Below are 26672 nucleotides of genomic sequence, written 5' to 3'. Positions count from 1 at the left end.
ATGGACTAAGACCCGCATATCTCTCGCAAAAGGAGATGGTGGTATGTCTTCCACCGAGTTCCAGCTCGAGGACCTCACCGAGGTTCCCGGCACCGACGTCGAAGCGGCTCTCGACCCCGTCGAGGCCGACGGCTACTACCGCGACAGCCGCCAGTGCGCGGCGCTTGCTCTGACGTCCTCGTCGAGCAACCTCCTGCTGTCGCCTCCGACGCCACGGCCGAAGAAGGGCTGACGGGAGAATCCGCATGGAGCAGTCAGGCACTTCGACCCGCCTCGCGGGCGCGGTGCAGGGCCTCACGTCGGAACTGGTCTCCGCTCTTCGGAGCGGAGACCGCTTCCGGCTCGCGGGCATGGTCGCGCAGGGGCACGCCCCCGGGACGACCGCCGACCCGTCCCTCGCCGCCGTACGGGTGGTGGGAGCCGATGTCGTCCTGCCGAGCGTCCTGCTGCGTTGCCCGCCCCCGGACGGGGACGACCTCGCCGTGTTCGGCAGAGCCGTACACGCCTATCCGCCGCCCGCCGGAGCCCCTCCCGCCTCGGTGTGGAGTCACTGGGCCATGCGGCGGGCCCTGCTGCGGCTGGACGCGTCCCTCGACGGCGCCTGGGACGACGACGCCGAGCCCGAAGCGGCCTGGCTCGACGACGTGCCGTGGCAGTTCCTGACCCATCAACTCGCCGTGCTCGCTCCGCTCGCGCTGCCCGGCGAGGACTGCGCGGTGGCCCGTGCGGCACGCCGCCGCCCGGTCGACGTCGCCCGGGGATTCGTCCGGGCGGTCCGCCGCCGCGACTGGCTGCAGGCAGCCGGAGCGGGACGCTGGCTGACCGTCCTCGACGGCGTGCCGCGGACGCTGGGCCTGGACACCGGGCTGGAGTTCGTGGCCCAGATGGGCGGCGAGGACGCCCGCGTGGCGTTCCAGGTCGAGGCCGCCCAGCTGATGCGGACCGGGGTGCTGGTGTGACGGCGCACCAGGTCCGGGCGGCGCGCGAGATCCGGGCAGCGCGCGAGGTCCGGGCTCTGGGCGAGGCCGCACTGGCCTGGGTGTGCGCCCACCGCGACGGATTCGCGCTCGGCGACGACGCGCTCGCCGAGCACGGCAACGTGAACACCACCTGGAAGCCCCTCGGCGAGCTGGCCCAGGTGTGCGTCTGCGTACGACGGCACACCGATACGGCCGACCCGCTCCACGTGATGGCGTCCGGCCTGTTGTCGTTCGCGTGGCAACAGACCGGGCGCGGCGCCCTGTTCACGGAGTTGCAGCGCCTGGAACCCTTCGCGACGTATCCGCTGGAGGTGTACGCGGCGTTCGCGTCGGCGGGCCTGCGTCACGCCGGCTATGAGCGCGCCACCGCGACGGTGGCCCGTACCCGTGGCTGGCACGTGACGGAGCAGGAACCGAACCGGCGCCTGAGCGTGCTCAACTCCGAGCGCCGCAGCGGCCTGCCGCAACACGACGACATGGCGCGGGCATTGGACCGCACCTGGCTCGCCGGCCTGCCGGAGCCATGGACGTTCGAACTGGCCGCCGGTTACACGCTCACCCATGTGATCTTCCATCTCACCGACTGGGGCCTCACCCCGCAGGCCGTCCCCCCGCCGGTCGCGGCCTATCTGCGGCACTGGCTCGCCCCCTGGCTCGACACCTGTCTGGAGGACGAGCAGTGGGATCTCAGCTGCGAACTGCTGGCCGTGGCGAGCAGTCTGCCCGGCCCGCCGGAGCGCGCCCTGTTCGAGGAGGCGTGGGCGAGGCTCTCGGTGGCCCAGGACGACTCAGGTGCCGTCCCGGAGGTCGGCGGTCGAGGCAGCCGTACGACCGCGCCCGCCTTCCTCGACTGCTACCACTCGACGCTGATGACGGCCTTCGCCGCCGTGCTGACCGTCAACCGGCTGCGCGAGGCGGCCGGGGACGACACGGAGGCGGCGGCCGACGGACAGGGAGTGCCGGGATGACCCCCACGCGTCTCATCCACCAGGTCGGGCTCGGCGCCCTGGAGTGGCTGCACGCCCACCGCGACGGATTCCGGCTGGAGTTGGACGTCGACCCCGAGGTCGGCTTCCTTGAGCGCTTCAAGCCGGTCGGCGAACTGGCTTTGATCTGCAAGGTGTTGTTCCGCGAAGGCGTGGCCGGGTCCCGACAGGCCACGCTGGCTCGCCAGTTGATCGACCACGCCTGGCGTCACACGCTGGACGGCGGCCGGATGCTGGTGCAGGGCCAGCGCACCGAGCCCATCTCCCCCATCCCCTTCGAGGTCTACCTGCCGTTCAGGGAACTGGGCTACAGCAACCCCGAGGCCGAGCGGGCCTTCCGGCTCAACCAGCGGCTGGACAGCTTCGCCGCCCTGGAGATGTCACCGGTGCGGCGCCTGGGCCTGTCCGCCTTCCAGCGCCGCTTCGGCCTGCCGCCCCGGGTTCCGGAGGCCGACATCGTCGGCGCGACATGGCTGGGGCGTGCACCCGAACCCTGGACGGTGGAAGGGCACATCGCCTACGACATCACCCACACCGTCTTCCACCTCACCGACTGGGGGGAGAACCCCGACGGCCTGCCGGCCGGGATCGCCGGCTACCTCGCGGACTGGCTGCCGGCCTGGCTGGACGACTGGCTCGACCTGCAGCGCTGGGACCTGCTCGGTGAACTGCTCGTCGTCGACGCCTGTCTGCCCCGTCCCACCTTCGACGAGCGGGCCTGGGAGGGCTTCGCCGCCGCCCAGCAGCCCGACGGCGCGATGCCCGCCGTACGCGAGATGCCGCCGGGCGGACCCGACGAGGTCTTCGACGTCGTCTACCACCCCACACTGGTCGCCGCCTTCGCCTCCGTCCTGGCCACCTCCCGCGCCCTGACACAGCTGGCGCACACACCGTCATGACAGCCGCCACGCGCCCCACGCGCCCCGCTCCCTGGCCGGGCGGTCCGCCCGACGTCACCGGCGTGACGTCGAAGCAGGCACCCGTCGACGACGAGACGGTACGGCGGCGGCTCGACGCGGCCGTCGACGCCGTGGACGCGCCCGACGTCGTCTTCGCCCTGTCCCGGCACGGTCGCCGCACCGTGCGCACCGGAGGCACCGCGCCACCCCCGCCCGTGGCCCGCGAGCGGTTGCGCTACGAGATGGGCTCGGCCTCCAAGACGTTCACCGGACTGCTGCTGGCCCATCTGACGCAGACGGGCCTGCTGTCCGCGGGCGAGCCGGCCGCCGCCCTGCTGGATCCGGCCCGGCGCCCCGGCGAGGCCCCGGTCACCCTCGCCCACCTGATCACCCACACCGCCGGTCTGCCCGCCCTGCCCGCCGACTTCTTCGTCCGGGCGCTCCCGGCGTGGCGTACCAACCCCTACGCCCGCTATCCCGCCGAGCGCGTGGTCGACGCCTTCCTGCGCCACCGGCGACGCCACCGGCCCGGCACCCGCTGGCACTACTCCAACTTCGGTGTCGCCGTCCTCGGTCACGCCCTGACGGCGGCGACCGCCACCCCGTGGGACGAGCTGATCACCGGCCACGTGCTGGGGCCGCTCGGGCTGAGCGAGGCCACGCTCGTCCCCGGCGGCCCGGACACCGACGTCACGGGCCATCGGAGGGACGGCACGACGTCCGTGCCCCCGCTGGACGTCGGCGGTTTCCAGGCGGCCGGGGCCGTCCGGGCCACCCCGCACGACCTGCTCACGTTCCTCGAAGCACATCTGGACCCGGCGGGCCACCCGCTGGCCGACGCGCTGCGCGCGGTACAACGCCCGGTGCTCCGGCGCGGTATCGGGCACCGGCATGTGCACACGGTGGCCTGGTTCCAGCACCCCACGGAGTGCGGCCCGATGTACTTCCACGGCGGGGCGACCCTCGGTCAGCAGGCCTTCCTGGGCTTCCGGCCGGACATCGGCACGGCGTTGGCCGCCGTGTCCACCCGCCGTTTCCGCGCCGGCGATGCCTTCGTGCCGACCGCCTACACCTTGCTGGCAGAGATGTAGCCGGCCGACGAGCTCGGGCATCGCCGACGTCACCGCGTCCTCAGACGCGCTGCCACAGCCCCGGAGCGAGGGCGGGCTGCCACGCGGCCTGCGCCTGGTGGGACTGCAGGCACTCGTACGTGACTCCGTCGACGGTCACCCGCGCTCCGACCTCGTACACCCGGCCCGCGGCCCAGGAACCCTGCTGGCCGTCCTCGGGGGCGGATGTGCCGCTCTCGCTCGTGCTGGTCCTCAACGTGAGGCCGTAGGTGCTGAGCACCGGGTTGATCGGCTGGTAGAAGGTCGTGCCGCCGCTCGTGCAGTCGCCGGAGCCCCCGGACGTGACGCCTTGTGCCTGGACTCCCGAGATGTACGAGCCGCCGGAGTCGCCCGGCTCCGCGCACACCGTCGTACGGGTCACGCCGTTGACGGTGCCCTCCGCGTAGTTGACGCTCGTGTCGTGCTGCTCGATCGTGCCGCAGTGCCAGCCCGTGGTGGAACCGGACCGGCACACCGCCGCCCCGGTCAGGGCCTGCACCGAGCCGGCGGTCAGAACGTCCTGGTCGCCCTCGCCCTTGACGGCGGGCGTCGCGGTCCAGTCGCTGTTGACGCCCACCCAGGCCATGTCCTGCCCGGGGAAGACGGACGCCTGGAAAGTGCCCTGGGCGACCTGGTTGTAGCCGGTGGTCGTCGCCCCCGCCTTCCCGCAGTGCCCGGCCGTGGCGAACCCCTGCTGGTCGCCCTTGGTGACGCCGAACCCGATGGAACAGCGGGCCGTGCCGTCGATGTAGAAGGCGTCACCGCCCCGGATGTCGTACAGGGCGCGCGGCCGGTCGGCCGACACCTTGACGTCCACGAGGGCGCTGTCGACTCCGGCGGCCTTGACGAGCGCGTCGGCGGCGGCACGGCTCGTCGCCTGCACCGTCACCCGGTTGGTCCGTACGTCGATGTACCGGACCGGCGTGTCGAGGGCCTTGCCGGTCACGGATCGGTCCAGCTTCCGCTTGGCCTTCCTCAGGTCCTTCAGCGGGGTCTTGACGACCACCGCCCGTGCTCCCCCGGCCTCGATGGCCGGGCTGTCCGCGGCGTCGGTGGTGGCGACCGTCAGGTCGGCGGAGGTGGCGCCGCTCACCCACGCTCCCGCGAAGCGCTTGCCCAGCGCGTTCTGCAGCCGGCCGGCCCGCGTGCCCGCCTCGGCCTCGTTCACCAGGCGCGTCCTGGCCTGTGTCTCGGTCAGGCGCAGGTCGCGCTCCAGGGCCCGCAGGACCACGGGTGAGAGGCTGTTCGCGCCGAGCGTCTCGGCGGCGGAGGGGGCCGGTGTCGGCGCGGGGGGCTCGACGGCCGCCGCGGTGGGCAGCCCGGTGAGCACGAGTGCACCGAGTACCGTCAGCACGGCACAGCCGGCTGAAACGTGTCTGTGGGCCATCAGGCGTCTCCTCGGGGTGGAAGTACAGAGCTCTCGAATCCCTAGGTTTTGCCGAAAACGGCTCAGCGGATGTCCGTTTCCCGTTCGTTCCGCGCATCGGACGACATGAAGGGGCCGCCCGGCGGAGCACGGGATGCCGACGGGCCGGCACAGCGGGTACGTCAGACGGGCTCGATACCGGGGTTGCCCGCCTCCGTCACGAAGGACGCGGCGGTCGTGACCGGGGCGCCTGGTGTCGTCACGGCGGACACGGTCCTGAAGTCGGCCCGCGCCTTCTGCCGGTCGAGGGTGACCCTCACATAGCCGCGGCGCCCGTCGTAGAACTTCAGATGCGGGTTAGCCTTGAGATAGGTGTCCCAGGTGGGGGGCCGCTCGGCGCCGTCCCGTCCGCTGGTGACCGACGTGGCGGTGAACTCCGTGCCCAGGGTCTTCGAGGCCGGGTCGTCGAAGTCGTCCTTGATGTCGAAGGCGTAGGCGACGTGCACGTCCCCGGTCATCACCACCAGGTTCTCCACCCCGGCCGACTTCGCGCCGTCGAGGATCCTGCGCCGGGAGGCCCGGTAGCCGTCCCAGGCGTCCATGGACATCAGGGGTTCCGACGTGAGGTCGAGTTTGCGCTGGGAGAAGCAGACCTGTTGCGGCATCACGTTCCACAGGGCCTGCGAGGCACGCCAGCCGTCGATCAGCCAGCTCTCCTGCGCGGCCCCGGTCATGGTGCGCGCCGGGTCGTCCTGGAGGGGACCGCCGGAGTGCTTGGTGGACGCGTACACCTGGTCGGAGCGGTACTGCCGGGTGTCGAGGACGTCGAACTGGGCGAGGGTGCCCCACTGGAGCCGGCGGTAGAGCTGGGCGTCGGGGCCGGTCGGCTGTTGCGCGGCGCGCAGCGGCTGGTTCTCCCAGTAGGCCCGGTAGGCGGCGGCGCGGCGCAGCAGGAACTCCTCCGGCGGGTCGTCGTTCTCGCTTACGGCGCCCGCGTAGTTGTTCTCGGTCTCGTGGTCGTCCCAGGTGACGACGAAGGGGTGCGCCGCGTGCACGGCCCTGAGGTCCGGGTCGCTCTTGAAAAGGGCGTAGCGCAGCCGGTAGTCCTCCAGTGTCATGGTCTCGCGGTTGAAGAGGGGCGGCAGCTTCCGGTCGGTGTAGGCGCGTTGGCCGCCCACGGAGTTCACGGCGTACTCGTACAGGTAGTCGCCGAGATGGAGGACCACGTCGACGTCGTCCTGGGAGAGATGGCGGTGCGCCGTGTAGTACCCGTCGTGGTAGGCCTGGCAGGAGACGGCGGCGTAGGTGAGCGACGCGGCCGCGGCGCTGGTGGCCGGCGCCGTGCGGGTACGGCCCGTCTCGCTGATCCATGTCCCGGCCTTGAACCGGTAGTAGTAGACGCGGTCGGGTTCGAGGCCGTCGACGTCGACGTGCAGGGTGTGGTGGTACTCCGGATAGGCGACGGCCGTGCCACTGCGGACGGGGGCGCCGAAGCTCGCGTCGGAGGCCATCTCCCACTGGACGACGACGTACTGCTGGGGCAGGCCGCCGTCGGGCTCGAAGGGGGCGGGCGCGAGCCGGGTCCACAGCAGCACAGAGCCGGGCAGTGGGTCCCCGGAGGCGACGCCGAGCGTGAAGGGATCGCTGTCGATCCTGGCCGCGTCGAGTTCCCTGGAGCCCGCCGCACCCCGGGCCGGCAGATGGGTACCGAACGCCAGGGCGGCGGCCGCCGCGGTGACCGTGAGAAAGCGGCGCCGCCCGAAGTGCCGTGCCGCTGCCCGCAGTTCGGGGTCGTGTCGCTGGGCCAAGGGGTTCCTCCCACGGTTGATCATCGGCGGAGAACCCCAGCATGTTAACCAGACAAAGTTCAGAATTCGGACATGCCCGCCGGGCCGCCGGTTAACCTGTGTACATGCCTCGCTACGAGTACCGCTGCCGGACCTGCGGCGACACCTTCGAACTGAGCCGTCCCATGGCCGAGTCCTCCGCCCCCGCCGACTGCCCGTCAGGCCACGACGACACCGTGAAGTTGCTGTCGACAGTGGCGGTGGGCGGCTCGGCGTCCGCATCGGCCGCCCCGGCTCCCCAGTCGGGTGGCGGCGGCTGCTGCGGCGGAGGGTGTTGCGGCTGACCGCCGTCCGGAAGCCTCTTCAGCCTGCCTTCAGGTCGACTTCCCTAGCGTGGGCCCATGTCAGCCATCGACTGGGTCAACGGCCTCATGGACACCCTCGGCGCGCCCGGCGCCGGGGTGGCCATCGCCCTGGAGAACCTCTTCCCGCCCATTCCGAGCGAGGCGATCCTGCCGCTCGCGGGCTTCGCGGCGAGCACCGGCCGGATGAGCCTGGCCGCCGTGCTGCTGTGCACGACGGCGGGCTCGGTGGTCGGCGCCCTCGCGCTGTACGGCGTCGGCGCGCTCCTCGGCCGGGACCGCACGGTGGCACTCGCGGCCCGGCTGCCCCTCGTCAAGGTCTCGGACATCGAGAGGACCGAGGCCTGGTTCCTGCGACACGGCACCAAGGCGGTGTTCTTCGGCCGGATGATCCCGGTCTTCCGCAGCCTCGTCTCGATCCCGGCCGGTGTCGAGCGCATGCCGCTGCCGGTGTTCCTGACGCTGACCACCTTGGGCAGCGCCCTGTGGAACACGGCGTTCGTCCTCGCGGGCCACGCCCTGGGCGCCAACTGGACCCAGGTCACCGACGTCGTGTCCACGTACTCGAAGGCCGTCCTCGTGGCCGCCGCGCTCGCGGTCGTGGCGTTCGTCGCCGTACGACTGCTGCGGCGGCCCTCTTCTACTGAGGCGTCCGAGCCGTCCTGAGCAGCTCCCGCAGGATCCGCTCCCCCGCCAGCACTCCCCGCTCCGGCAGCGCGCTGATCGCCGGAGCGGTCCAGTTCTCGTCCGCCAGCTCCCCGTGCCCGGGCCGCCAGCCGCGGTCGGCCGCGAGGAGCAGGTCGGCGTCGAGCAGGGAGTCGCCCGCGGCCAGCGTCAGGGTGGCCCCGGTACGCCGGGCCACCTCACGCACGGCCGCGCTCTTGGTGAGCGGCTTGGGGACGGCGTAGATCTTGCGGCCCTGGAGGGAGACCGTCCAGCCGCGGCTCTCGGCCCACACCGCGAGCTCCTTCACCCACTCCTCGGGCAGCAGTTCGCGCTCGACGACCAGGTAGGCGAAGAGGTCCTCGGCGATCCGGTGCTTGCGCACCCACAGAGGGTCGGCCGTCTCCTGGAGGTGCGCGGCGATCTCGTCCAGCGGGGCGCACTCGTCGGCGAGGCGGGCCGTGACCCGCGCGTGCCAGTCGGGGTCGCTGACGCCGTCGACCAGCAGATGGCCGCCGTTCGCACAGATCGCGTACGTGGGCGCGGGGCCGGGCAGGTTGATGCGCTGGTACTGCTTGCGGGTGCGGGTCGTCGTCGGCACGAAGACCGCCGCGTCCCCGAGTTCGCAGAGCAGTGCGGCCGCGGTCTCCGTCATGTACGACAGCGGCCTGCTCTCGTGCACCTCGACACAGAGCAGCCTGGGCGCCCGCGCGTCCGGCATGGTCAGCGCGAGAGCGGCGGCGGAGTAGATGAGCGTGCGGTCGAGGTCGCTCGCCACGAGCACCGGAGGCTGCGTCGGCATCAGAGGGCCACCGCCCTGCCGTCGGCGCCCGTCGCGCCCCGCGTGTACTTGGGGTGGATCAACCCCACGCAGGTGTACGGGAGTTCGGCGACCTCTTCCACCGGGACACCTCTCTGCTCGGCCAACAGGCGTACGTGGTCCAGGTCCGCGCCCGCGCCTGCCCTGGCGAGGATCTTCCAGGGCACCCGGCGCAGCAGCACCCGGGTGGTCTCGCCGACGCCCGGCTTGACGAGGTTGACGTCGTGGATGCCGTACTCCTCACTGATGCGTTCGACGGCGGCCCAGCCCTCCCAGGTGGGCTCGCGGTCCCCGGCCAGCAGTTCCTTCACGGTGGCGTCGACGGCGTCCACGACCTCGGGGAACCGGGCGGCCACGGCGTCCAGGAAGTCCACCGACACGTCCGCGCCCGCGAGTTCGCGGTAGAACTTGGCGCCGTGGAAGTCGTGCGGCCCGACCAGGTCCGCGCGCAGGACCGTACGCGAGATCAGCCCGGAGACCGTGGAGTTGAGGCAGGCCGAGGGGATGAGGAAGTCCTCACGGGTGCCGTACGTCCGTACGCACGAGCCCGGGTCGGCGAGTACGGCGATCTCCGGGTCGAAGCCCGCGGCACCGCCCTCGGCCTCGAACTTCCGTACCGCTTCGGTGAGTTCGCGGGTGATCGCGCCCTTGCCGGTCCAGCCGTCGACGAAGACGACGTCGGCGGGGTCGTGGTGTGCGGCCAGCCAGCGCAGGGCGTTGGCGTCGATACCGCGGCCGCGGACGATCGAGACGGCGTAGTGCGGCAGTTCCAGCCCGTGGCGGAACCCGGCCCAGCGGCGCATCAGGACGCCGACGGGGGTGCCGGCGCGGGCGAGGGAGACGAGGACGGGGCGCGGTGAGCGCTCCTGGAGCACGAGCTCCGTGACGGCGCCGACGGCCTGGGCGAGCCGCGCGGAGGACTCCTTGAGGGCGGTGTGGAACAGCTCCTGGTACTGGTCGCTCGGCTGGTACTCCACCGGCAGCGACTCCGCGTAGTGCGCGCCGCCGCTCTGGATGGCCTCCTCGCGCTCCTCGGTCGGCGCCTCCAGGGTGACGTCCGAGAGGTCCTGGAGCAGCCAGCCGACCTCCTCGGGGGCGTACGAGGAGAAGGCGGGGCCGCGAAGGGGCTCGGGGAGCATGGGGGGCCTTTCGGGGGTGTAGCTGGGGACGACGGCGAGGACGACCTGCCGGGTGTGCGCGGCGAGCTGGGCCAGGAGGCCGTCGGGGGCGTGCAGTTCGGGGGTGTCGGCGGTGGAGTCGACGACCACGATCACCGCGTCGAAGCCGGCACCGGCGACGTTGTAGGCGTAGCGGTCGCCGGGGCCGTCGGCCGGGTTGTCGTGGGCGGGGAAGACCAGACGGCTGCGGATCGCGTAACCCGGGTCGTCCACCGCGAGTACTGGGGAGCGGGTGGTGGTGGAGAAGGTCGCCTCGATCCCTTCGGCGACCTGTTCCAGCTCGCGGGCGAGTCTCAGGGGGGTGTACATCAGCTCTTCGAAGCCGAGGATGTGCACGCGGTGCGCGTCTTGCGGCAGGGCGTCGGCGAGCCTTGCGGCCATTTCCGGGAGCGCGGATTCCAGGCGTATTCGGTGTGCCGGGGTGAAGCCGTGGCGGCCGCCGTCGGGGAGGTCTCGGGGCCACGTCAGGTCTACGCGGTTGATTGCCGGGTGCGGGGGCGTGGGGGCTGGGCGCGCCCGCGCGGCGGTAGCCGCAGATTCGATACAGCCCCGCGCCCCTAGGTCAGTCACCTCGAACCTGGCCACAAGGTCCTGGCCCTTCTCCAAGACCCCTTCGGGCAGGCGCACGGTGCCCGAAGCCGCCGCCACCAGATCCACCCTCGCGCCTATCTCCCCGGCGAACTCGGACAGCCGCCCCGCGTCCGCCTCCGACCGCATGTCCACCAGTGCGACCACCACGTACCGGTCTCTCGGATACCGCTCGTGCAGATCCCTGATCGTGTTCAGGACCGTGTTGCCCGTCGAGAACTCGTCGTCGACCAGGACCAGGGGGCCGTCGCCGGCCAGCAGGGCCGGGTTCTCCGGCAGCAGAAGGTGGCTCGTGGCGTGGGAGTGGGACTCCTCGAAGCCGCCCGCGGGGGTCACGCCGGGGACCGGGCGGCGGGTGGAGTGGAGGTAGGGGGCGAGGGCGACGCCGTCGGCGACGCAGTGGCCGAGGCCCGTCGCCGTCTCCGCGTAGCCGAGGACGACCGCGCGGGCCGCCTCCTCGTCGCCCAGCAGGTCGCGGACCCTGCGGCCCAGTGCGAAGCCGTGGCCGTGGACCACCGACGGTGACTGCGGGACGTGTTTGCCCAGCACGTTGGAGACCAGCAGATGGGCCCGCTTGGGGTTGCGGCGCAGGGCCAGTCCCAGCAGGTCGGTCAGCCGGCTGTCGCCCACGAGTTCGACGCCGAGCCGGTCGGCGACCCACGTCCCCGACCAGACCTCGCCCTGCGTCCCGTCGTTCACTGCCTTGTTCATGCGTCCCTTGGTGTCCACGGATGATCAGCCGGAGATTCCGGCGGCGAGCAGCTCCACGAAGCCGATGTCCTCGTTGGCCACCCCGAAGACCTCGGCGCGCAGCATGGTCCGCTCGGCCCAGGCGCGATGCGGCTTCACTTCGTTCATCTTGTTCGTGTACTGCGACCTCAGCACCCCGCCGCCACCGCGCTCGGGCCGCAGGATGTCCTGAGCGTCGCTGAACTCCTCGTGGCTGACCACGGACAGCGCGTGCACGGGCAGTACGTGGGTGGGGTGGATGCAGGTCTTGCCGAGCAGGCCGTTGGCCTGGTCGAGGGTGATCTCGCGCAGCAGGCCGTCCATGGCGTGCTCGATGAGCGCCTCGCGCAGCTCCTCGGCCTGACCCTCCAGGAAGGGGCTGCGGCGCAGCTGCGGCTTGAACATGCGCTCCTGGACCCGGAAGTACTCCCAGACCGGCCCGGTCACGGTGAAGCCGGTGCCGTCGGCGCGGCCCAGCATGTTCACCACGTCGGCGATCACCGAGGCGACGATCTGGACGTCCCAGGCGGTCATGTCGGGGGCGCGGCGCAGGCCGTAGGAGGAGCAGAAGTCGGTGACGCCGAGGCGCAGCGCCAGCACCCGGTCGCGGTACTTGTCGACCGCGCGGGCGATGCCCTCCAGCGTCTCTACGCGCGTCTCCCGGTAGAGCAGCTCCGGAGACTCCAGCACCGGCATGGCGAACAGCCGGTGTCCGCTCGCGACCTCGGCGCCGGAGAGGGCCTCCAGGAAGGGGATGCCGCGCTCCTCGGTGAACTTCGGGAGCACGAATCCGGACAGCAGCCGGACGGCGGGACCGAGCCGTCGTACGAGATCGGGGATCTGCTGGGGGTGGCGGACCCGGATGAAGAGCAGGGGCGGGTCCACCTGCCGCTCCGCGAGGTCCGTGAACTGCCGGACGAGGTTCTCCTCACCCTCGGCGACGTCGTCGTCACCGATCGAGTCTTCCAGGCACAGCACCATCGAGACCACGCCGAGCCCTGCCTGCTTGACGATGTCGTCGGCGAGGCGCGGCCGCGTGGCCGGACTGTAGAGCGTGGCGCCCAGGGCCGCGGAGAGCAGCCGGGCCGGGGAGTCCGAGGTGAACTCGCAGGGCTCCTGGTGGAAGAGGCGCTGACGCACCTCAGGGGTGATGTGCCCGAAATGCCGCATATGACTCCCCCGTGGTAGCTGTGCCGCCTGTGAAGGGTTCACAGGTGGCCGGTAATAGTACGTAGGTACCCATGTCCGAGGTTCCCACCGGGCATGAATTTCAGGTAACGCAGACAAACACGGCCATGTCGACACCGGTACGACATGAATCGGTGTCCCGTACCCCCGCATTGTCGTGATCAGGACCGAGAGGGCAGGATGACCGCATGACGCACGCCATGCTGAAGGGGTCGAACGTCCCGCTGGAAGCCACCACGGTACGCGCCGTGCTGCGCTGGGCCCCCGGGCAGGGGGTCCCGGTCGTCGACGCCTCGGCGCTGCTCCTCGGCCCCGACGGTCGTGTGCGATCCGACGAGGACTTCGTCTTCTACAACCAGCCCCGGCACCCCTCCGGGCAGGTCTGGCTCCTCGGCAAGAAGCGCGTCGCCGAGGGCCCCACCGACACGATCCAGACGGATCTCGCCGGTGTCGAGGCCGACGTCAGCCAGATTCTCCTGGTCGCCTCGGTGGACGACTCGTCGGCTCAGAACGCCACCTTCGGCCGCGTGCAAGGCCTGTGCATCCTGCTGTACGACGCCTCGGCCGCCGACGGCGAGCCGCTGATCTCCTTCGACATCAAGCCGGAGACGGGCAAGGAGACCGCCCTGATCTGCGGTGAGCTGTACCGCCGCGGCGAGGGCTGGAAGTTCCGCGCCCTGGGCGAGGGCTATGTGGAGGGCCTGCAGGGCCTGGCCACGGACTACGGCATCGTGGTGGACGAGTCCGACTCCGCGCAGACCCAGTCCCAACCCCAGCCCCAGCCCCAGCCCCAGCCCCAGGCCGAACCCACGTCGTTCCCCCTGCCCCCGGAACAGCCGGCGCAGTCCGCGGCCTCGGTCCCGACCCAGGCCGCCTACGGCTACCCCCAGCAGGCGACCCCGGCGACGGCTCCCGTGGCGGCGTCGGGCTACGGCTATCCGCACCCGGCGGCGGTCCCGGCGGCGGCGGAGTTCCGTATGCCTCCCCAGGGCCCGCAGTTCATCGGGCGGTAGCGGCGCTCACCGGTCCGCCTTCGCCTTGTAGCCCCGCCCCCACTGCAGTCCCCACCCGTACAACCGGTCCAGCTCGCCCTGGAAGCCGTACACGAACTGCACCTCACGGCGCACGACGAGCTCGCCCTTGACGTTCTCGATCATGACCACCGCACACGACCGGGCCTGGGGGTGCCGCTCGTCGAGGCCTATCTCGATCCGCGGTCCGTTGCTCGGATACAGCGTCACGATGGCGTGCGTACGGTCGAACGCCGGGGTCTGGTCGTAGATGTACACGAAGACCAGCAGCCGCTTGATCTGGTCCCGGTGATCGAGGTTGACGTACATCGTCTCGCCGGACGCCGACCCGAACCGGTCGTCCCCGCTGAGCTTCACGTACGGCGGCGCGTTGACGTCCCCCAGCAGGCCGCCGAGGGGCTGGACCACCCCCTTGGTGCCGTCGGCCAGTTCGTACAGGCATCCCAGGTCGAGGTCGACGTTGACCATGCTCTGGCTGTGGCCGAGGACCTCCGGCGGCTTGAGGGCCTTGAAGGGGTGCCGCAGCAGCGACTCCCGCTGTGAGCCCCCGATGTCGGAGGTCCGCATCCGCCAGGTCAGGTTGATGCGGAGGTTCCCGGTCGCCGCGCCCTGCTTGGTGAGCGAGACCCGGTTGTGCCGCTTGGTCAGTTCGATCGCATTGCTGGCCGCGCTGCCCGAGTCGAAGTCGACCTCACGGCCGCCCCGGAGTCCGTCCAAGAAGCCCATTCCCGCCCCCATGTTCACTTAGGAGAAACCGGCGGGGCGGCCGGAGGCCGGCCGCCCCGCTCAGAGCGTTCCTCACCAGGGAGGGTGTCACACCCCGGACGAGACCTCAGTCTTCTCGTCCGAGCCCGCCGCTTTTCCCTCGGCGGCCGCCAGCGCCTTGTTGCGGCGCACCGAGGACCAGAAGGACCAGCCGATCAGCAGGACACCGATCATGCCGGTGATGATCTCGTGGATCTCGTACTGGATGGTGACCATGAGGATCACGGCGAGGGCGCCGATCGCGTAGTGCGCGCCGTGCTCCAGGTAGACGTAGTCGTCGAGGGTGCCCTGGCGGACCAGGTACACGGTCAGGGAACGGACATACATCGCACCGATGCCCAGGCCCAGCGCCATCAGGACGATGTCGTTGGTGATGGCGAACGCGCCGATCACACCGTCGAAGGAGAAGGAGGCGTCCAGGACCTCCAGGTACAGGAACATGAAGAACGCTGCCTGGCCGGCCATCAGGACCGCCGACTTGGGCTTGCCCTCGCGCTCGGCCCGTTCCTCGTCCTCGTGCTCGCGTTCCTCCTCCTCTTCGAGCTTGTCCTCGAAGTAGCCGGAGAGACCGCCGACGACCATGTAGGTGATCAGACCCGCGATGCCGGAGATCAGAACCGTCTGCGCCTTGTCGACGTGCGCGCCGCCGTGCTGGTGGGCGTGGGTGGCGAAGGTGAAGGCGGTGATCAGCAGGACGACCAGGGCGATGCAGACCGACAGCATGTCGACCTTGCCGAGCTTGGCCAGCGGCCGCTCGATCCAGCGCAGCCACTGGATGTCCCGGTCCTCGAAGATGAAGTCGAGGAAGATCATCAGCAGGAACATGCCACCGAACGCGGCGATCGCCGGGTGCGCGTCGGTGACCAGCTCCTGGTAGTGGTCCTTGTTGTTGAGCGCGAGGTCGACCGCCTCGATGGGCCCCATCTTGGCGCTGATCGCGACGATCACGACGGGGAAGACCAGCCGCATGCCGAAGACGGCGATCAGGACGCCGACCGTGAGGAAGATCTTCTGCCAGAAGGCGTTCATCTTCTTCAGGATTCCGGCGTTGACCACCGCGTTGTCGAACGACAGGGAGATCTCGAGGATGGAGAGGATCGCCACGATTCCGAAGGCCTCCCACCCCCCGTAGAGGACCGCAGCGACCAGGCCGAGCGCGGTGACCGCGAACGACCAGCCGAAGGTTTTGAGAACCACTGGCTACCCAATCCGTACGTGTACGGGGTTCCCCCGTGCCGCACTCGGCTTTACGAAACTTTGAAGCGAAGTGTAGTCGGGCACCCTCGAAGCCCCACCCGGCCCCGGCTTTTGCTCATATCGCGTTACGAGACGTTGACGCCGAAGTCCAGGGCGATGCCCCTGAGGCCCGACGCGTATCCCTGCCCCACCTCCCTGAACTTCCACTCGCCCTGGTAGCGATAGAGCTCGCCGAAGATCATCGCGGTCTCGGTGGAGGCGTCCTCGGAGAGGTCGTAGCGGGCCAGTTCCTGGCCGTCGGCCTGGTTGACCACGCGGATGAAGGCGTTGCTGACCTGGCCGAAGGTCTGGCCACGGTTGTCGGCGTCATGGATGGAGACCGGGAAGACGATCTTGTCGCACTGCGGCGGCACCTTGGAGAGGTCGATCAGCAGCGACTCGTCGTCGCCCTCGCCCTCACCGGTGAGGTTGTCGCCGGTGTGCTCGACCGAGCCGTCCGGGCTCTTGAGCTGGTTGTAGAAGATGAAGTACTCGTCACCCAGGACCCGCCCGCTGCTGCACATCAGGGCGCTGGCGTCGAGGTCGAAGTCGGCTCCGGTGGTGGAGCGCGCGTCCCAGCCGAGTCCGACCATCACCTGGGTGAGGTTGGGTGCGGCCTTGGACAGGGAGACGTTCCCTCCCTTGGCGAGCGTGACGCCCATGTGCTGTCCCTCCCCGAAAGTGTGCTTCTGTGCTTGTCCTGCGCGTCCGGCGCCGCACGCAAACCGCGCGGCGCCGGACGAAGAGAGCCGGGGCCGGTCCGAGGGCCGGCCCGGTGAACAGGTCCTAGACGTTGACGCCGAAGTCCTGGGCGATACCGCGCAGGCCCGAGGCGTAGCCCTGGCCGATGGCGCGGAACTTCCACTCCGCGCCGTTGCGGTACAGCTCGCCGAAGACCATGGCGGTCTCGGTGGACGCGTCCTCGGAGAGGTCGTAGCGGGCGATCTCCGCCTCACCGGCCTGGTTCACGACGCGGATGAACGCGTTGCGCACCTGGCCGAAGGACTGCTGGCGGTTCTCGGCGTCGTAGATCGAGACCGGGAAGACGATCTTGTCGACGTCGGCCGGGACCGCGGCGAGGTTGACCTTGATCTGCTCGTCGTCTCCCTCGCCCTCACCGGTGATGTTGTCGCCGGTGTGCTCGACCGAGCCGTCCGCGCTCTTGAGGTTGTTGAAGAAGACGAAGTTCGCGTCACTTGCGACCTTGCCGGCCGCGTTCAGCAGCAGTGCGCTGGCGTCCAGGTCGAAGTCGGTGCCGGTCGTGGTGCGGACGTCCCACCCCAGACCGACGATGACCGCGGTCAGGCCCGGGGCCTCCTTGGTCAGTGATACGTTGCCGCCCTTGCTGAGGCTGACTCCCACGAGTCCTCCATTTTGGTGTCCGGGGGCCGGGAGCCCCACAGTGCGTGCGATGTCGGATGCTGTCGGATCAACGATTCGATCCTAGTGACGGGTTCCCGGCCCACGCAGTCCCTGGAGGCGAACAATCACAGGGTGTCGAGTGCTTTCACGTACTCGTTCAGGTCGCGGGCGTCCGGCAGGGCGTTGACGACGGTCCAGCGGACCACGCCCTCCTTGTCGATGACGAAGGTGCCGCGCACCGCGCAGCCCTTGTCCTCGGCGAAGACGCCGTAGGCGCGGGAGACCTCGCCGTGCGGCCAGAAGTCGCTGAGCAGCGGGTACTCCAGCCCCTCCTGCTCGGCGAAGACGCGCAGGGTGTGGATGGAGTCGTTGGAGACGGCGAGCAGCTGGGTGTCACGGTCCACGAACGTGGGCAGGTTGTCACGCAGCTCGCACAGCTCACCCGTGCACACACCGGTGAAGGCGAAGGGGTAGAAGAGCAGCACGACGTTCTTGCTGCCACGGAAGTCGGACAGCTTCACGGTCCGGCCGTGGTTGTCCTTGAGCTCGAAGTCGGGGGCCTTTTCGCCGACCTGGATCGCCATCGCGTGGATGTCCCTTCGGGGGGCTGTTCGAGTGACGCGACCACCCTACGCAGCGATCACCACAGGAAAGCGGACGGGCCGGTCGCGCCGGCCCGTCCGGTTCCACAGGGCTACTTCTTGGACTTGGCCGCCTTGGGTGTCACCAGCCGGCTGCCACTCCAGTCCTTGCCCACGCTGACGCTCTTGGAGGCGGACAGGCCTGCCGTCGTCGCGGCTTCGGAGATGTCACTCGGCTCCACGTAGCCGTCCCGGCCGGTCTTCGGCGTCAGCAACAGGATCGAGCCGCCCTCCTCGATGTACGTGGTGGCGTCCACCAGCACATCGGTCAGGTCGCCGTCCTCGTCACGGAACCAGAGCACCACGGCATCGGCGACGTCGTCGTAATCCTCGTCCACAAGGTCGCTGCCGATGACTTGCTCGATGGCCTCGCGGAGTTCCTGGTCTACGTCGTCGTCGTAGCCGATCTCCTGGACCACCTGCTCGGGCTGGAACCCCAGCCTCACGGCAGGGCTCGTCTCCGCGTGGTCCGCGGTCGCGCTCACGGGTTGCCTCCTGGTCTTGTCTTTGATTGGGGGTCCCCCCAGGCCGTCGGCTCGGGGGGAGTCTCAGCCACGCGCGTGCGCGAAGCATTGGCCGTAGTCCACACGGGCGGGGCGGATCGCGCAAGTACCCGGCGTTTCAGACCGCCGAAACGGTGACGTTCCGGGACTGTCACCCCAACTCCAGGCACATCATCGCGGTCACGTCGTGACGCATGCCACACCTTTCTGCCCTCTTTGCGTGTTTGGGAACCATACCCGGGTACGGGACCTGGGGTTACCCCGGAGTAGAGATGACGTTTGGCCCCCCGAGGTACACGATGGGGAGCGGTGCAGACATACAGAAATACGGCCCTCTGACAGGTAAGGAACAGCGTGGCTTCCGGATCCGATCGCAACCCGATCATCATTGGCGGCCTTCCGAGTCAGGTTCCTGACTTCGATCCCGAGGAAACCCAGGAGTGGCTCGACTCCCTCGACGCCGCCGTGGACGAGCGCGGCCGGGAGCGGGCCCGCTATCTCATGCTGCGGCTCATCGAGCGGGCCCGCGAGAAGCGCGTGGCCGTGCCCGAGATGCGCAGCACGGACTACGTGAACACCATCCCGACCAGAGCGGAGCCGTTCTTCCCCGGCAACGAGGAGATCGAGCGCAAGATCCTGAACGCCACCCGGTGGAACGCGGCCGTGATGGTCTCGCGCGCCCAGCGTCCCGGGATCGGCGTCGGCGGCCACATCGCCACCTTCGCGTCCTCCGCGTCCCTGTACGACGTCGGCTTCAACCACTTCTTCCGCGGCAAGGACGAGGGCGACGGCGGCGACCAGGTCTTCTTCCAGGGGCACGCCTCGCCGGGCATCTACGCGCGCGCGTTTATGCTCGACCGGCTCAGCGAGGACAATCTCGACGCGTTCCGCCAGGAGAAGTCGAAGGCGCCGCACGGGCTGTCCTCGTACCCGCACCCGCGGCTGATGCCGGACTTCTGGGAGTTCCCGACCGTGTCGATGGGCCTCGGCCCGATCGGCGCGATCTACCAGGCGCGGATGAACCGCTACATGCACGCGCGCGGGATCGCCGACACGAGCAAGTCCCATGTGTGGGCGTTCCTCGGCGACGGCGAGATGGACGAGCCCGAGTCGCTCGGCCAGCTGACCATCGCCGCACGCGAGGGCCTGGACAACCTGACCTTCGTCGTCAACTGCAACCTCCAGCGCCTCGACGGCCCGGTGCGCGGCAACGGCAAGGTCATCCAGGAGCTGGAGTCGGTCTTCCGCGGCGCCGGCTGGAACGTGATCAAGCTCATCTGGGACCGGACCTGGGACCCGCTGCTCGCGCAGGACCGGGACGGCATCCTCGTCAACCGGATGAACACCACCCCGGACGGCCAGTTCCAGACCTACGCCACCGAGTCCGGGGCCTACATCCGCGACCACTTCTTCGGCGACGACCACCGGCTGCGCGCCATGGTCGAGAACATGACCGACGACCAGATCCTGCACCTGGGCCGCGGCGGTCACGACCACAAGAAGATCTACGCCGCGTTCAAGGCGGCCGTGGAGCACACCGGCCAGCCGACGGTCATCCTCGCCAAGACCGTCAAAGGCTGGACGCTGGGCCCGAACTTCGAGGGCCGCAACGCCACGCACCAGATGAAGAAGCTGACGGTCGACGACCTCAAGGGCTTCCGCGACCGGCTGCACCTGCCGATCTCCGACAAGGAGCTGGAGTCGGGCGCGCCGCCCTACTACCACCCGGGCCGGAACTCGGAGGAGATCCAGTACATGCACGACCGCCGGCTCGGTCTGGGCGGTTACGTCCCGACGCGTGTCGTGCGCGCGAAGCCGCTCGCGCTGCCGGAGGACAAGACGTACGCGAGCGTGAAGAAGGGTTCAGGGCAGCAGTCGATCGCCACCACCATGGCCTTCGTGCGACTGCTCAAGGACCTCATGCGGGACAAGGAGCTCGGCAAGCGGTTCGTGCTGATCGCGCCGGACGAGTACCGCACCTTCGGCATGGACTCGTTCTTCCCGAGTGCGAAGATCTACAACCCGCTCGGTCAGCAGTACGAGTCGGTGGACCGTGAACTGCTGCTCGCGTACAAGGAGTCACCGACCGGCCAGATGCTGCACGACGGCATCTCCGAGGCGGGCTGCACGGCCTCCCTCATCGCGGCGGGTTCGGCGTACGCCACGCACGGCGAGCCGCTGATCCCGGTCTACGTCTTCTACTCGATGTTCGGTTTCCAGCGCACCGGCGACCAGTTCTGGCAGATGGCGGACCAGCTGGCGCGCGGATTTGTGCTGGGCGCGACCGCGGGCCGTACGACGCTGACCGGTGAGGGGCTCCAGCACGCGGACGGCCACTCGCAGCTGCTCGCCTCGACCAACCCGGGGTGTGTGGCGTACGACCCGGCGTTCGGGTTCGAGATCGCGCACATCGTGCAGGACGGTCTGCGGCGGATGTACGGGCCGACCGCCGACGGCAAGGTGGGTGAGGACGTCTTCTACTACCTCACCGTCTACAACGAGCCCATCCGGCACCCGGCCGAGCCGGAGAACGTCGACGCCGAGGGCATCATCAAGGGCATCTACCGGTTCTCCGAGGGCACCTCGGGCTCGATCCCGGCGCAGATCATGGCGTCCGGGGTGGCCGTGCCGTGGGCGGTCGAGGCGCAGAAGATCCTCGCCGAGGAGTGGAACGTCAAGGCGGACGTCTGGTCGGCGACCTCCTGGAACGAACTGCGGCGCGAGGCCGTGGCCTGCGAGGAGCACAACCTGCTGCACCCGGAGGAGGAGCAGCGGGTGCCGTACGTGACGCGGAAGCTGGCCGGGGCGCAGGGTCCGTTCGTGGCCGTGTCCGACTGGATGCGGGCGGTTCCCGACCAGATCGCGCGGTGGGTGCCGGGCACGTACCAGTCGCTGGGGGCCGACGGGTTCGGGTTCGCCGACACCCGGGGCGCGGCGCGGCGGTTCTTCCACATCGACGCGCAGTCGATCGTGGTGGGTGTGCTGACGGAGCTGGCGCGGGAGGGCAAGGTGGACCGGTCGGTGCTGAAGCAGGCGATCGACCGGTACCAGTTGCTGGATGTCTCCGCGGCCGACCCGGGGGCCGCGGGCGGCGACGCGTAAGCGCTGCGCTCGGCCGGAGCGGACGAAGGGCGGTGGAGCTGTGGCTCCACCGCCCTTACCGTTTCCTTACGATGCGGTCATGAAGGAACAGTCGGCGCAGGTCCGTTGGGAACAGCACACCCAGCGGCCCCTTCTGGCGCTCGCGGTGCTGTTCGCCGTCGCCTATGCCGTGCCGATCGTGGACACCTCGGCGGGACGGTCGCTCACGGCGGTGTGCACGGGGGTCGAATGGGTGGTGTGGGGGGTGTTCGCCGTCGACTACCTCATGCGGTTGTCGCTCTCGCGGGACCGCCGCGGATTCGTACGGCGGCACTGGATGGACCTGTGTGCCGTGGTGCTGCCGCTCATACAGCCGCTGCGGCTGCTGCGGCTGGTCTCCACCCTGTTGCTGGTGGGGCAGCGGGCCCGGATGGCGTCGCAGATCCGGGTGACGACGTATGTGGCGGGGGCGGTCGTGGGACTGCTGATGTTCGGGTCGCTGGCGGTGCTCTCGGTGGAACGGGACGCACCGAACGGGAACATCCGCACGTTGGGTGACGCGGTGTGGTGGTCCTTCACGACCATGACGACCGTGGGCTACGGCGACCACGCCCCGACCACCGGCCTGGGCCGCATGATCGCGGTCGGGCTGATGCTGTCCGGGATCGCCCTGCTGGGTGTGGTGACCGCGAACATCGCCGCCTGGTTCATCGAGCGGTTCGAGAAGGACGACGTGGAGGAACGCCGGCAGACGGAGGCGATCCAGGCCCTGACGGAGGAAGTACGGGCCCTGCGCGCGGAGGTCGCGGCCCTGCGCAAGACGTCCGTCGGGGGGTGACACGAACTCCGTCCCAGGACGCGAGGTGTCGATGGCGCCCGGAACAAAGGCGCCCAGAGCAGGCCAGGCACGGTTGCCGCCCGACCAGGTACGGCCCGATCGCAACGGGGCCACGTCACGCGGCGGAGTCACCGAAACCCTCGCCACACCATGAGGCGGGCCCCCGGTCGTCCCACCGGGGGCCCTTCCCTCACGCGCCCCGGGTCAGAACAGACCGCTGCCCGGGGTGGCCGCTCCGACGAGCCAGATGATCGCCAGGAGCGTGTCGATGGCGCCCAGTACGAAGGCGACCAGAGCAGGCCAGGCACGGTTGCCGCCCGACCAGGTGCGGCCCATGGCAAGCCAACCGCAGACCATCGCGACGGGGCCCAGAATGATGCCCAGCACGAAGAAGCCCGCGACCGCACAGATGACTCCGATGATTCCGAGCGTCGCGCGATCCGGCCCGCTCCGTGACCACGTCCGGCCACGTGATCGGGGGTACTTGCGCGTTCCGTGTCCGTAGCCCGCCATCATCAACTCCCTGACACCCTTGGTTGGTTGGGTTCGTCTCGGGTTCAACGATGCGAGTACCCCGGTCTCCGCGGTTAATCCTCCGGCCTTGCGGCGCGCCGCCCCCCTCCGGCAGCGCGCCGCAGCGCCGTCCGTCCTCCGCGCCGCACGAGCGTGCCGTGCGGAGGACTTGACTTACTGTGACCTGCGGCGCGTACCGAGGGCGAGAAATCTTTAGCCTCTTCACCCTGATAGGGGAAGAACGGTCAACTACCCAGAGCTAGAGCATCAGGCTTGCGTAACTGGCATCACTGGCGGTGATGCGTCGTTTGCGTCCGGCCTCACGTCCGGTAATCCGCGGTGGGGCAGGGGCCGTTGACTGGGCCCCGCGTCGCCACAAATCCCACGCTCTGGCGCGGATGTTGCGGGAGCTGTCGCGGTCTGCGTGATCAACGAATCCGCAGCTCCGGCATGCGAACCAGGCCTGGGAGACCCGGTTGGCCTTGTCGATGTGGCCGCATTCGGCGCAGGTGCGGGAGGTGTACGCCGGATCGACGTGCACCACCGGCACCCCTGCTTTGCGGGCCTTGTACGCGATGAACTGCCCCAGCTGGGCGAAGGACCAGCTGGCGTGGGTGGCCCGTTGGGGCTTGCGAAGCCGTACCCGTTCGCGGATGCCCGTCAGGTCTTCCAGGGCGATTCCGCGACCGGTGCGTTCTGCCTCGGCCACCACATGTTTCGCGATCTTGTGGTTAATGTCCTTGGCCCTACGGGCTTCCTTGCGCCGCCGTTTCTTCAGCCGGCGCTTGGCGGATGGGGTGTTCTTCTTCTGCAGCTTGGCGCGCAGGCCGCGCTCGCGGGTGCGGATGCGGTTGAGTTCGCGTCCGGCCATGATCTCGCCGTCGGAGGTGGTGGCGATGTTCACGATGCCCAGGTCGATGCCGAGAAAGTCCACCGGTTCGGTGTTCAAGGGTGCTTCGGGCACCTCGCAGGTGGCGTTCAGGAACCACATGCCGTCCCGCTCCAGCAGGTCGGACTGAACGCCACGTTCTTGACCCGTCCGCCGGTGGTCCAGATCGACACCGTTCGGTCCGGAATCTGCCAGGACAGTATGCGGTCGTCGTAGGGCTGCGCGCCCTGGGGGCGGAAGGAGATTGGCTTCTCAGTGGCCCGGCGGTAGCGCGTGGAGCCGGGTTTGCCGAGGTTTCCGGCCTTGAGGTTCGCCTTCAGTGTGGCGTACGCGTCGCAGGTCTTCTTGATGACGTGCTGGGCTGCCTGCGCGCCCAGGCCCCAGCGGGACTTGACCACGTCGTAGGTGTGCTTGCGCAGGGAAAAGTTCTTGAACTCCCCGCACTCGAATGCGACCTCGCTCACCCAGGAGGCAGCCAAATTGCGGGCACGCAGGGTCGCTTCGAGTGCCGCCGCCTGCTCGGGCGTCGGCAACAGCCTGACCTGCACCACCAACTTCACGATCATCGAACCTACACACCCGCACGACAGGCCACCGCACGTTCGAAGTGGATCACCTGAATGAGTGACACCCATGCTCGTGTGCCGGACCAGAGTCACGGCCTTGGAGCAGCCGGGACAGCCTCATGGCGTTGCAGCGCTCCGCGTCGAGTGACTCAGGATGCGGTTGCCCCGGGCCTGAACGCCCGGGGCCCCTCTCGAACAACTGCAGTCCTGCCGGGTGTCAGATGTGACCGACGCCCGCGCCCGCCTCCGCGTTCTCGCCGCGCTTGGTGAGCAGCGCGACGAGGACGGCGAACGCGGCGACACCCGCGGCGACCAGGGAGGCCAGGCTCATCCCGGAGATGAAGGTGTCGTGGGCGACGTCCGTGATCTTCGCGACGATCTCCGGCGGGGTGCCCTTGGCGACCGGCGCCACCCCCACCTGGACCGCCTCCGAGGCCTGGTCCAGCTGGGCCGGTGTGAGCGCCGGCAGACCCGCGTCCTTCCAGTTGGCCGCGAGGTCGCCGTCCACCTTGGAGGCCATCACGGCGCCGAGCACGGCCGTACCGAGGCTGCCGCCGATCTGCATCGCGGCCTGCTGGAGACCACCGGCCACACCGGAGAGCTCCATGGGCGCGTTGCCCACGATGACCTCGGTGGCGCCGACCATCACGGGCGCGAGGCCGAGGCCGAGCAGGGCGAACCAGAGGGACATCAGGGCGCTGCCGGTGTCCGTCTGCAGCGTGGACATGCCGTACATGGCGATCGCGGTGGCCGCCATGCCGCCCGCCAGCGGGATCCGCGGACCGAGCTTGGTGATCAACGCGCCCGCGAGCGGGGAACCGACGATCATCATCCCGGTGAGCGGGAGCAGGTGGAGGCCGGCGTCGATCGGGCTCATACCGTGCACGTTCTGCAGGTAGAAGGTCACGAAGAACAGGCCACCCATGAACGCGATCGCCATGAGGACCATGAGGACCACACCCGCCGACAGCGCCACCGAACGGAACAGCCCGAGCGGGATCAGCGGTTCCTTGACCTTCGTCTCCCAGAAGGCGAACAGCGCGAAGCCCACGGCGGAGGCGGTGATGAAGGTCCAGGTCAGTCCGTCGCCCCAGCCCCAGGTCGGGGCCTTGATGAGCGCCCACACCAGGCAGAACATGGCGGCGGACAGCAGGGCTATGCCCAGGATGTCGAAGGAGCGCGGGGCGTTCTCGGCGCGGTGGTCGAGGAGGATCAGCACACCGAGGACGAGGGCGAGGACACCCACCGGCACGTTGATGAAGAACACCGACTGCCAGTTCACGTGCTCGACGAGGACACCGCCGAGGATCGGGCCGCCGGCGGTGGAGGCGCCGATGACCATGCCCCAGATGCCGATGGCCATGTTGAGCTTCTCGGCCGGGAAGGTGGCCCGCAGCAGACCGAGCGCGGCCGGCATCAGGAGAGCACCGAACAGGCCCTGCAGGACACGGAAGGTGACGACCGCGGCGATGCTGCTGGACAGTCCGATCGCGCCCGAGGCGGCGGCGAAGCCGACGACACCGATCAGGAAGGTCTGGCGGTGGCCGAAGCGGTCACCGAGCTTGCCCGCGGTGATCAGGGCGACCGCCAGGGCGAGGAAGTAGCCGTTGGTGATCCACTGGACGTCCGCGAAGCTCGCCTTGAGGTCGGCCTGGATCGCCGGGTTGGCGATGGCCACGATGGTGCCGTCCAGGGCCACCATCATGACGCCGACAGCCACGGTCAGGAGGGTGAGCCACGGGTGGCCGCGCAGCCCGGAGGCGGGCGGCTGATCCGACGTGGACCGCGGCGCGCCGTCCCCCGCCCCCGTCGTATCGATGGTGGTCTGACTAGTCATGTGTTCGAGGCTAATGACAGCCACTGACAATTGACAAACCAATTCACAAGTCGGTAACTGACACCAATGGAAACACTGCGCGAACGCAAGAAGCAGCGCACCCGTGAGGCACTGCTGCGGGTCGCCATCGAGCTCTTCACCACCCGGGGCTACGAGCAGACGACCGTCGACGACATCGCCGACGCCGTGGGGGTCTCGCAGCGCACCTTCTTCCGCTACTTCGCCGGCAAGGAGGACGCGGCGCTCGGGCTCGACGCGATGACGGCGACGCGTTTCGTGGAGGCCGTACGCGCCCGTCCGCCGCACGAGCCCCCGCTGGAGGCCCTGCGCCAGGCCGTGCTCCAGGGCTGGGACACGCTGCACGAGGTCGTCGAGTCGGTCGTCCCGGTGGAGCGGTTCCTGAGCATGTACCGGGTGATCGAGTCGACGCCCGTGCTGCTCGCCGCGCATCTGCGGCGCTCGGCGGAGGTCGAGGAGGTGCTCACGCGCGTGCTCGCCGAACGCGAGGGCCTCGACCCGGCCACCGACCCGCGGCCCATGCTGCTGGTGGCCGTCTTCAGCGGTGTGATGCGGGTGACGGAAAGGCAGTGGTCGGCCGACGGGGAGTTCAGCCTGGAGGCGATGCGCGCTCTGACGGTCTCCCACCTCGAACTGCTGGGCCCCGCCCTGACCGGGAAGTGGTTCCCCTACACCGAAACGTGATCCCTGTCACTCGATTAACCCGAGACCGTCTCGTTCTCCTAGTGTGTCCTTTC

General features: G+C 69.6%; 24 protein-coding genes and 1 pseudogene. 11 read left to right on the top strand and 14 right to left on the bottom strand.

Going from position 1 to position 26672, the window contains the following annotated elements:
- Nucleotides 1–43 precede the first annotated feature (43 nt).
- From ACIRP7_RS33920 to ACIRP7_RS33900, 5 genes are read left to right on the top strand one after another with little or no spacing between them, the layout of a single operon-like run.
- Nucleotides 44–232: a hypothetical protein gene (locus ACIRP7_RS33920; protein WP_007381710.1), complete on the top strand. Its 189-nt coding sequence runs from the start codon at nt 44–46 to the stop codon at nt 230–232.
- A 13-nt stretch (nt 233–245) separates the two neighbouring features.
- Nucleotides 246–959 carry a hypothetical protein gene (locus ACIRP7_RS33915; protein WP_403667185.1) on the top strand — a complete coding sequence of 238 codons (714 nt, stop codon included), beginning with the start codon at nt 246–248 and terminating at the stop codon, nt 957–959.
- A complete protein-coding gene (locus tag ACIRP7_RS33910) occupies nt 956–1948 on the top strand; it encodes a DUF6895 family protein (RefSeq protein WP_403667182.1) in 993 nt (330 codons plus the stop codon). Before ACIRP7_RS33915 ends, ACIRP7_RS33910 begins: the two co-directional genes overlap by 4 nt.
- Nucleotides 1945–2865, top strand: a complete 921-nt coding sequence (locus tag ACIRP7_RS33905; RefSeq protein ID WP_403667179.1) for a DUF6895 family protein — start codon at nt 1945–1947, stop codon at nt 2863–2865. The genes ACIRP7_RS33910 and ACIRP7_RS33905 overlap by 4 nt, the downstream gene beginning before the upstream one ends.
- Entirely contained in the window at nt 2862–3956 is a 1095-nt protein-coding gene (locus ACIRP7_RS33900; protein WP_403667176.1) for a serine hydrolase domain-containing protein, read from the top strand. The genes ACIRP7_RS33905 and ACIRP7_RS33900 overlap by 4 nt, the downstream gene beginning before the upstream one ends.
- 40 nt (nt 3957–3996) lie before the next feature.
- Here ACIRP7_RS33900 and ACIRP7_RS33895 read toward each other — a convergent pair whose 3' ends face one another.
- On the bottom strand, nt 3997–5361 hold the full coding sequence (locus ACIRP7_RS33895) for a carbohydrate-binding protein (protein ID WP_403667173.1): 1365 nt from the start codon (nt 5359–5361) through the stop codon (nt 3997–3999).
- A gap of 161 nt (nt 5362–5522) precedes the next feature.
- On the bottom strand, nt 5523–7172 hold the full coding sequence (locus ACIRP7_RS33890) for an alkaline phosphatase D family protein (RefSeq protein ID WP_403667170.1): 1650 nt from the start codon (nt 7170–7172) through the stop codon (nt 5523–5525).
- 80 nt (nt 7173–7252) lie between these two features.
- Between ACIRP7_RS33890 and ACIRP7_RS33885 the strand changes: the two genes are divergently transcribed.
- Both ACIRP7_RS33885 and ACIRP7_RS33880 read left to right on the top strand, forming a co-directional pair.
- Complete coding sequence (locus ACIRP7_RS33885) at nt 7253–7471, top strand: zinc ribbon domain-containing protein (protein WP_403667167.1); 219 nt, start codon at nt 7253–7255, stop codon at nt 7469–7471.
- A 57-nt stretch (nt 7472–7528) separates the two neighbouring features.
- Entirely contained in the window at nt 7529–8155 is a 627-nt protein-coding gene (locus ACIRP7_RS33880) for a DedA family protein (RefSeq protein ID WP_403667165.1), read from the top strand.
- On the opposite strand, the gene ACIRP7_RS33875 is transcribed toward ACIRP7_RS33880, so the two are convergent.
- Genes ACIRP7_RS33875 through ACIRP7_RS33865 form a run of 3 tightly spaced genes read right to left on the bottom strand, consistent with a single transcriptional unit; the run spans nt 8130 to nt 12637 of the window.
- A complete protein-coding gene (locus ACIRP7_RS33875; RefSeq protein WP_403667162.1) occupies nt 8130–8954 on the bottom strand; it encodes an HAD family hydrolase in 825 nt (274 codons plus the stop codon). The two genes, ACIRP7_RS33880 and ACIRP7_RS33875, sit on opposite strands and share 26 nt — an antisense overlap.
- Complete coding sequence (locus ACIRP7_RS33870; protein ID WP_403667159.1) at nt 8954–11449, bottom strand: phosphoribosyltransferase; 2496 nt, start codon at nt 11447–11449, stop codon at nt 8954–8956. The genes ACIRP7_RS33875 and ACIRP7_RS33870 overlap by 1 nt, the downstream gene beginning before the upstream one ends.
- Before the next feature lie 24 nt (nt 11450–11473).
- On the bottom strand, nt 11474–12637 hold the full coding sequence (locus tag ACIRP7_RS33865) for an HpcH/HpaI aldolase/citrate lyase family protein (RefSeq protein WP_403667156.1): 1164 nt from the start codon (nt 12635–12637) through the stop codon (nt 11474–11476).
- Between the two features lie 206 nt (nt 12638–12843).
- On the opposite strand from ACIRP7_RS33865, the gene ACIRP7_RS33860 reads away from it, so the two are divergent.
- A complete protein-coding gene (locus ACIRP7_RS33860) occupies nt 12844–13668 on the top strand; it encodes a TerD family protein (RefSeq protein ID WP_403667153.1) in 825 nt (274 codons plus the stop codon).
- 6 nt (nt 13669–13674) lie between these two features.
- Here ACIRP7_RS33860 and ACIRP7_RS33855 read toward each other — a convergent pair whose 3' ends face one another.
- From ACIRP7_RS33855 to ACIRP7_RS33830, 6 genes are all read right to left on the bottom strand, one after another.
- Complete coding sequence (locus ACIRP7_RS33855; protein ID WP_280851750.1) at nt 13675–14412, bottom strand: Tellurium resistance; 738 nt, start codon at nt 14410–14412, stop codon at nt 13675–13677.
- A gap of 87 nt (nt 14413–14499) precedes the next feature.
- On the bottom strand, nt 14500–15648 hold the full coding sequence (locus ACIRP7_RS33850; protein ID WP_403667150.1) for a DUF475 domain-containing protein: 1149 nt from the start codon (nt 15646–15648) through the stop codon (nt 14500–14502).
- Nucleotides 15649–15773: 125 nt separating this feature from the next.
- Entirely contained in the window at nt 15774–16349 is a 576-nt protein-coding gene (locus ACIRP7_RS33845; RefSeq protein WP_403667147.1) for a TerD family protein, read from the bottom strand.
- Between the two features lie 124 nt (nt 16350–16473).
- Entirely contained in the window at nt 16474–17049 is a 576-nt protein-coding gene (locus ACIRP7_RS33840) for a calcium homeostasis/redox stress adaptation protein (RefSeq protein WP_007381726.1), read from the bottom strand.
- 125 nt (nt 17050–17174) lie between these two features.
- On the bottom strand, nt 17175–17633 hold the full coding sequence (locus ACIRP7_RS33835; protein WP_403667144.1) for a peroxiredoxin: 459 nt from the start codon (nt 17631–17633) through the stop codon (nt 17175–17177).
- A gap of 110 nt (nt 17634–17743) precedes the next feature.
- Nucleotides 17744–18175, bottom strand: a complete 432-nt coding sequence (locus tag ACIRP7_RS33830) for a DUF3052 domain-containing protein (protein ID WP_020116104.1) — start codon at nt 18173–18175, stop codon at nt 17744–17746.
- A gap of 372 nt (nt 18176–18547) precedes the next feature.
- On the opposite strand from ACIRP7_RS33830, the gene aceE reads away from it, so the two are divergent.
- Both aceE and ACIRP7_RS33820 read left to right on the top strand, forming a co-directional pair.
- Nucleotides 18548–21295, top strand: a complete 2748-nt coding sequence (gene aceE, locus ACIRP7_RS33825; RefSeq protein ID WP_403667141.1) for a pyruvate dehydrogenase (acetyl-transferring), homodimeric type — start codon at nt 18548–18550, stop codon at nt 21293–21295.
- Between the two features lie 79 nt (nt 21296–21374).
- The gene (locus ACIRP7_RS33820) at nt 21375–22112 is read left to right on the top strand and encodes a potassium channel family protein (protein WP_403667139.1); all 738 of its coding nucleotides are present in this window, start codon (nt 21375–21377) and stop codon (nt 22110–22112) included.
- 204 nt (nt 22113–22316) lie between these two features.
- Here the strand turns inward: ACIRP7_RS33820 and ACIRP7_RS33815 are convergent, their stop codons facing one another.
- The 3 genes and pseudogenes from ACIRP7_RS33815 to ACIRP7_RS33805 form a co-directional block, all read right to left on the bottom strand.
- Complete coding sequence (locus ACIRP7_RS33815; protein WP_352384341.1) at nt 22317–22628, bottom strand: small hydrophobic protein; 312 nt, start codon at nt 22626–22628, stop codon at nt 22317–22319.
- A gap of 256 nt (nt 22629–22884) precedes the next feature.
- Nucleotides 22885–24080, bottom strand: a pseudogene (locus ACIRP7_RS33810) (RNA-guided endonuclease InsQ/TnpB family protein).
- Between the two features lie 217 nt (nt 24081–24297).
- Nucleotides 24298–25917: an MFS transporter gene (locus ACIRP7_RS33805; protein WP_403667136.1), complete on the bottom strand. Its 1620-nt coding sequence runs from the start codon at nt 25915–25917 to the stop codon at nt 24298–24300.
- A gap of 66 nt (nt 25918–25983) precedes the next feature.
- On the opposite strand from ACIRP7_RS33805, the gene ACIRP7_RS33800 reads away from it, so the two are divergent.
- Complete coding sequence (locus tag ACIRP7_RS33800) at nt 25984–26619, top strand: TetR family transcriptional regulator (RefSeq protein WP_403667133.1); 636 nt, start codon at nt 25984–25986, stop codon at nt 26617–26619.
- Nucleotides 26620–26672 lie beyond the last annotated feature (53 nt).

Source organism: Streptomyces sp. NPDC102270 (assembly GCF_044766405.1).
GTDB lineage: Bacteria > Actinomycetota > Actinomycetes > Streptomycetales > Streptomycetaceae > Streptomyces.
The sequence above is the reverse complement of the archived record's forward strand: the minus strand, read 5'-3'. Positions and strand labels throughout refer to the sequence as shown.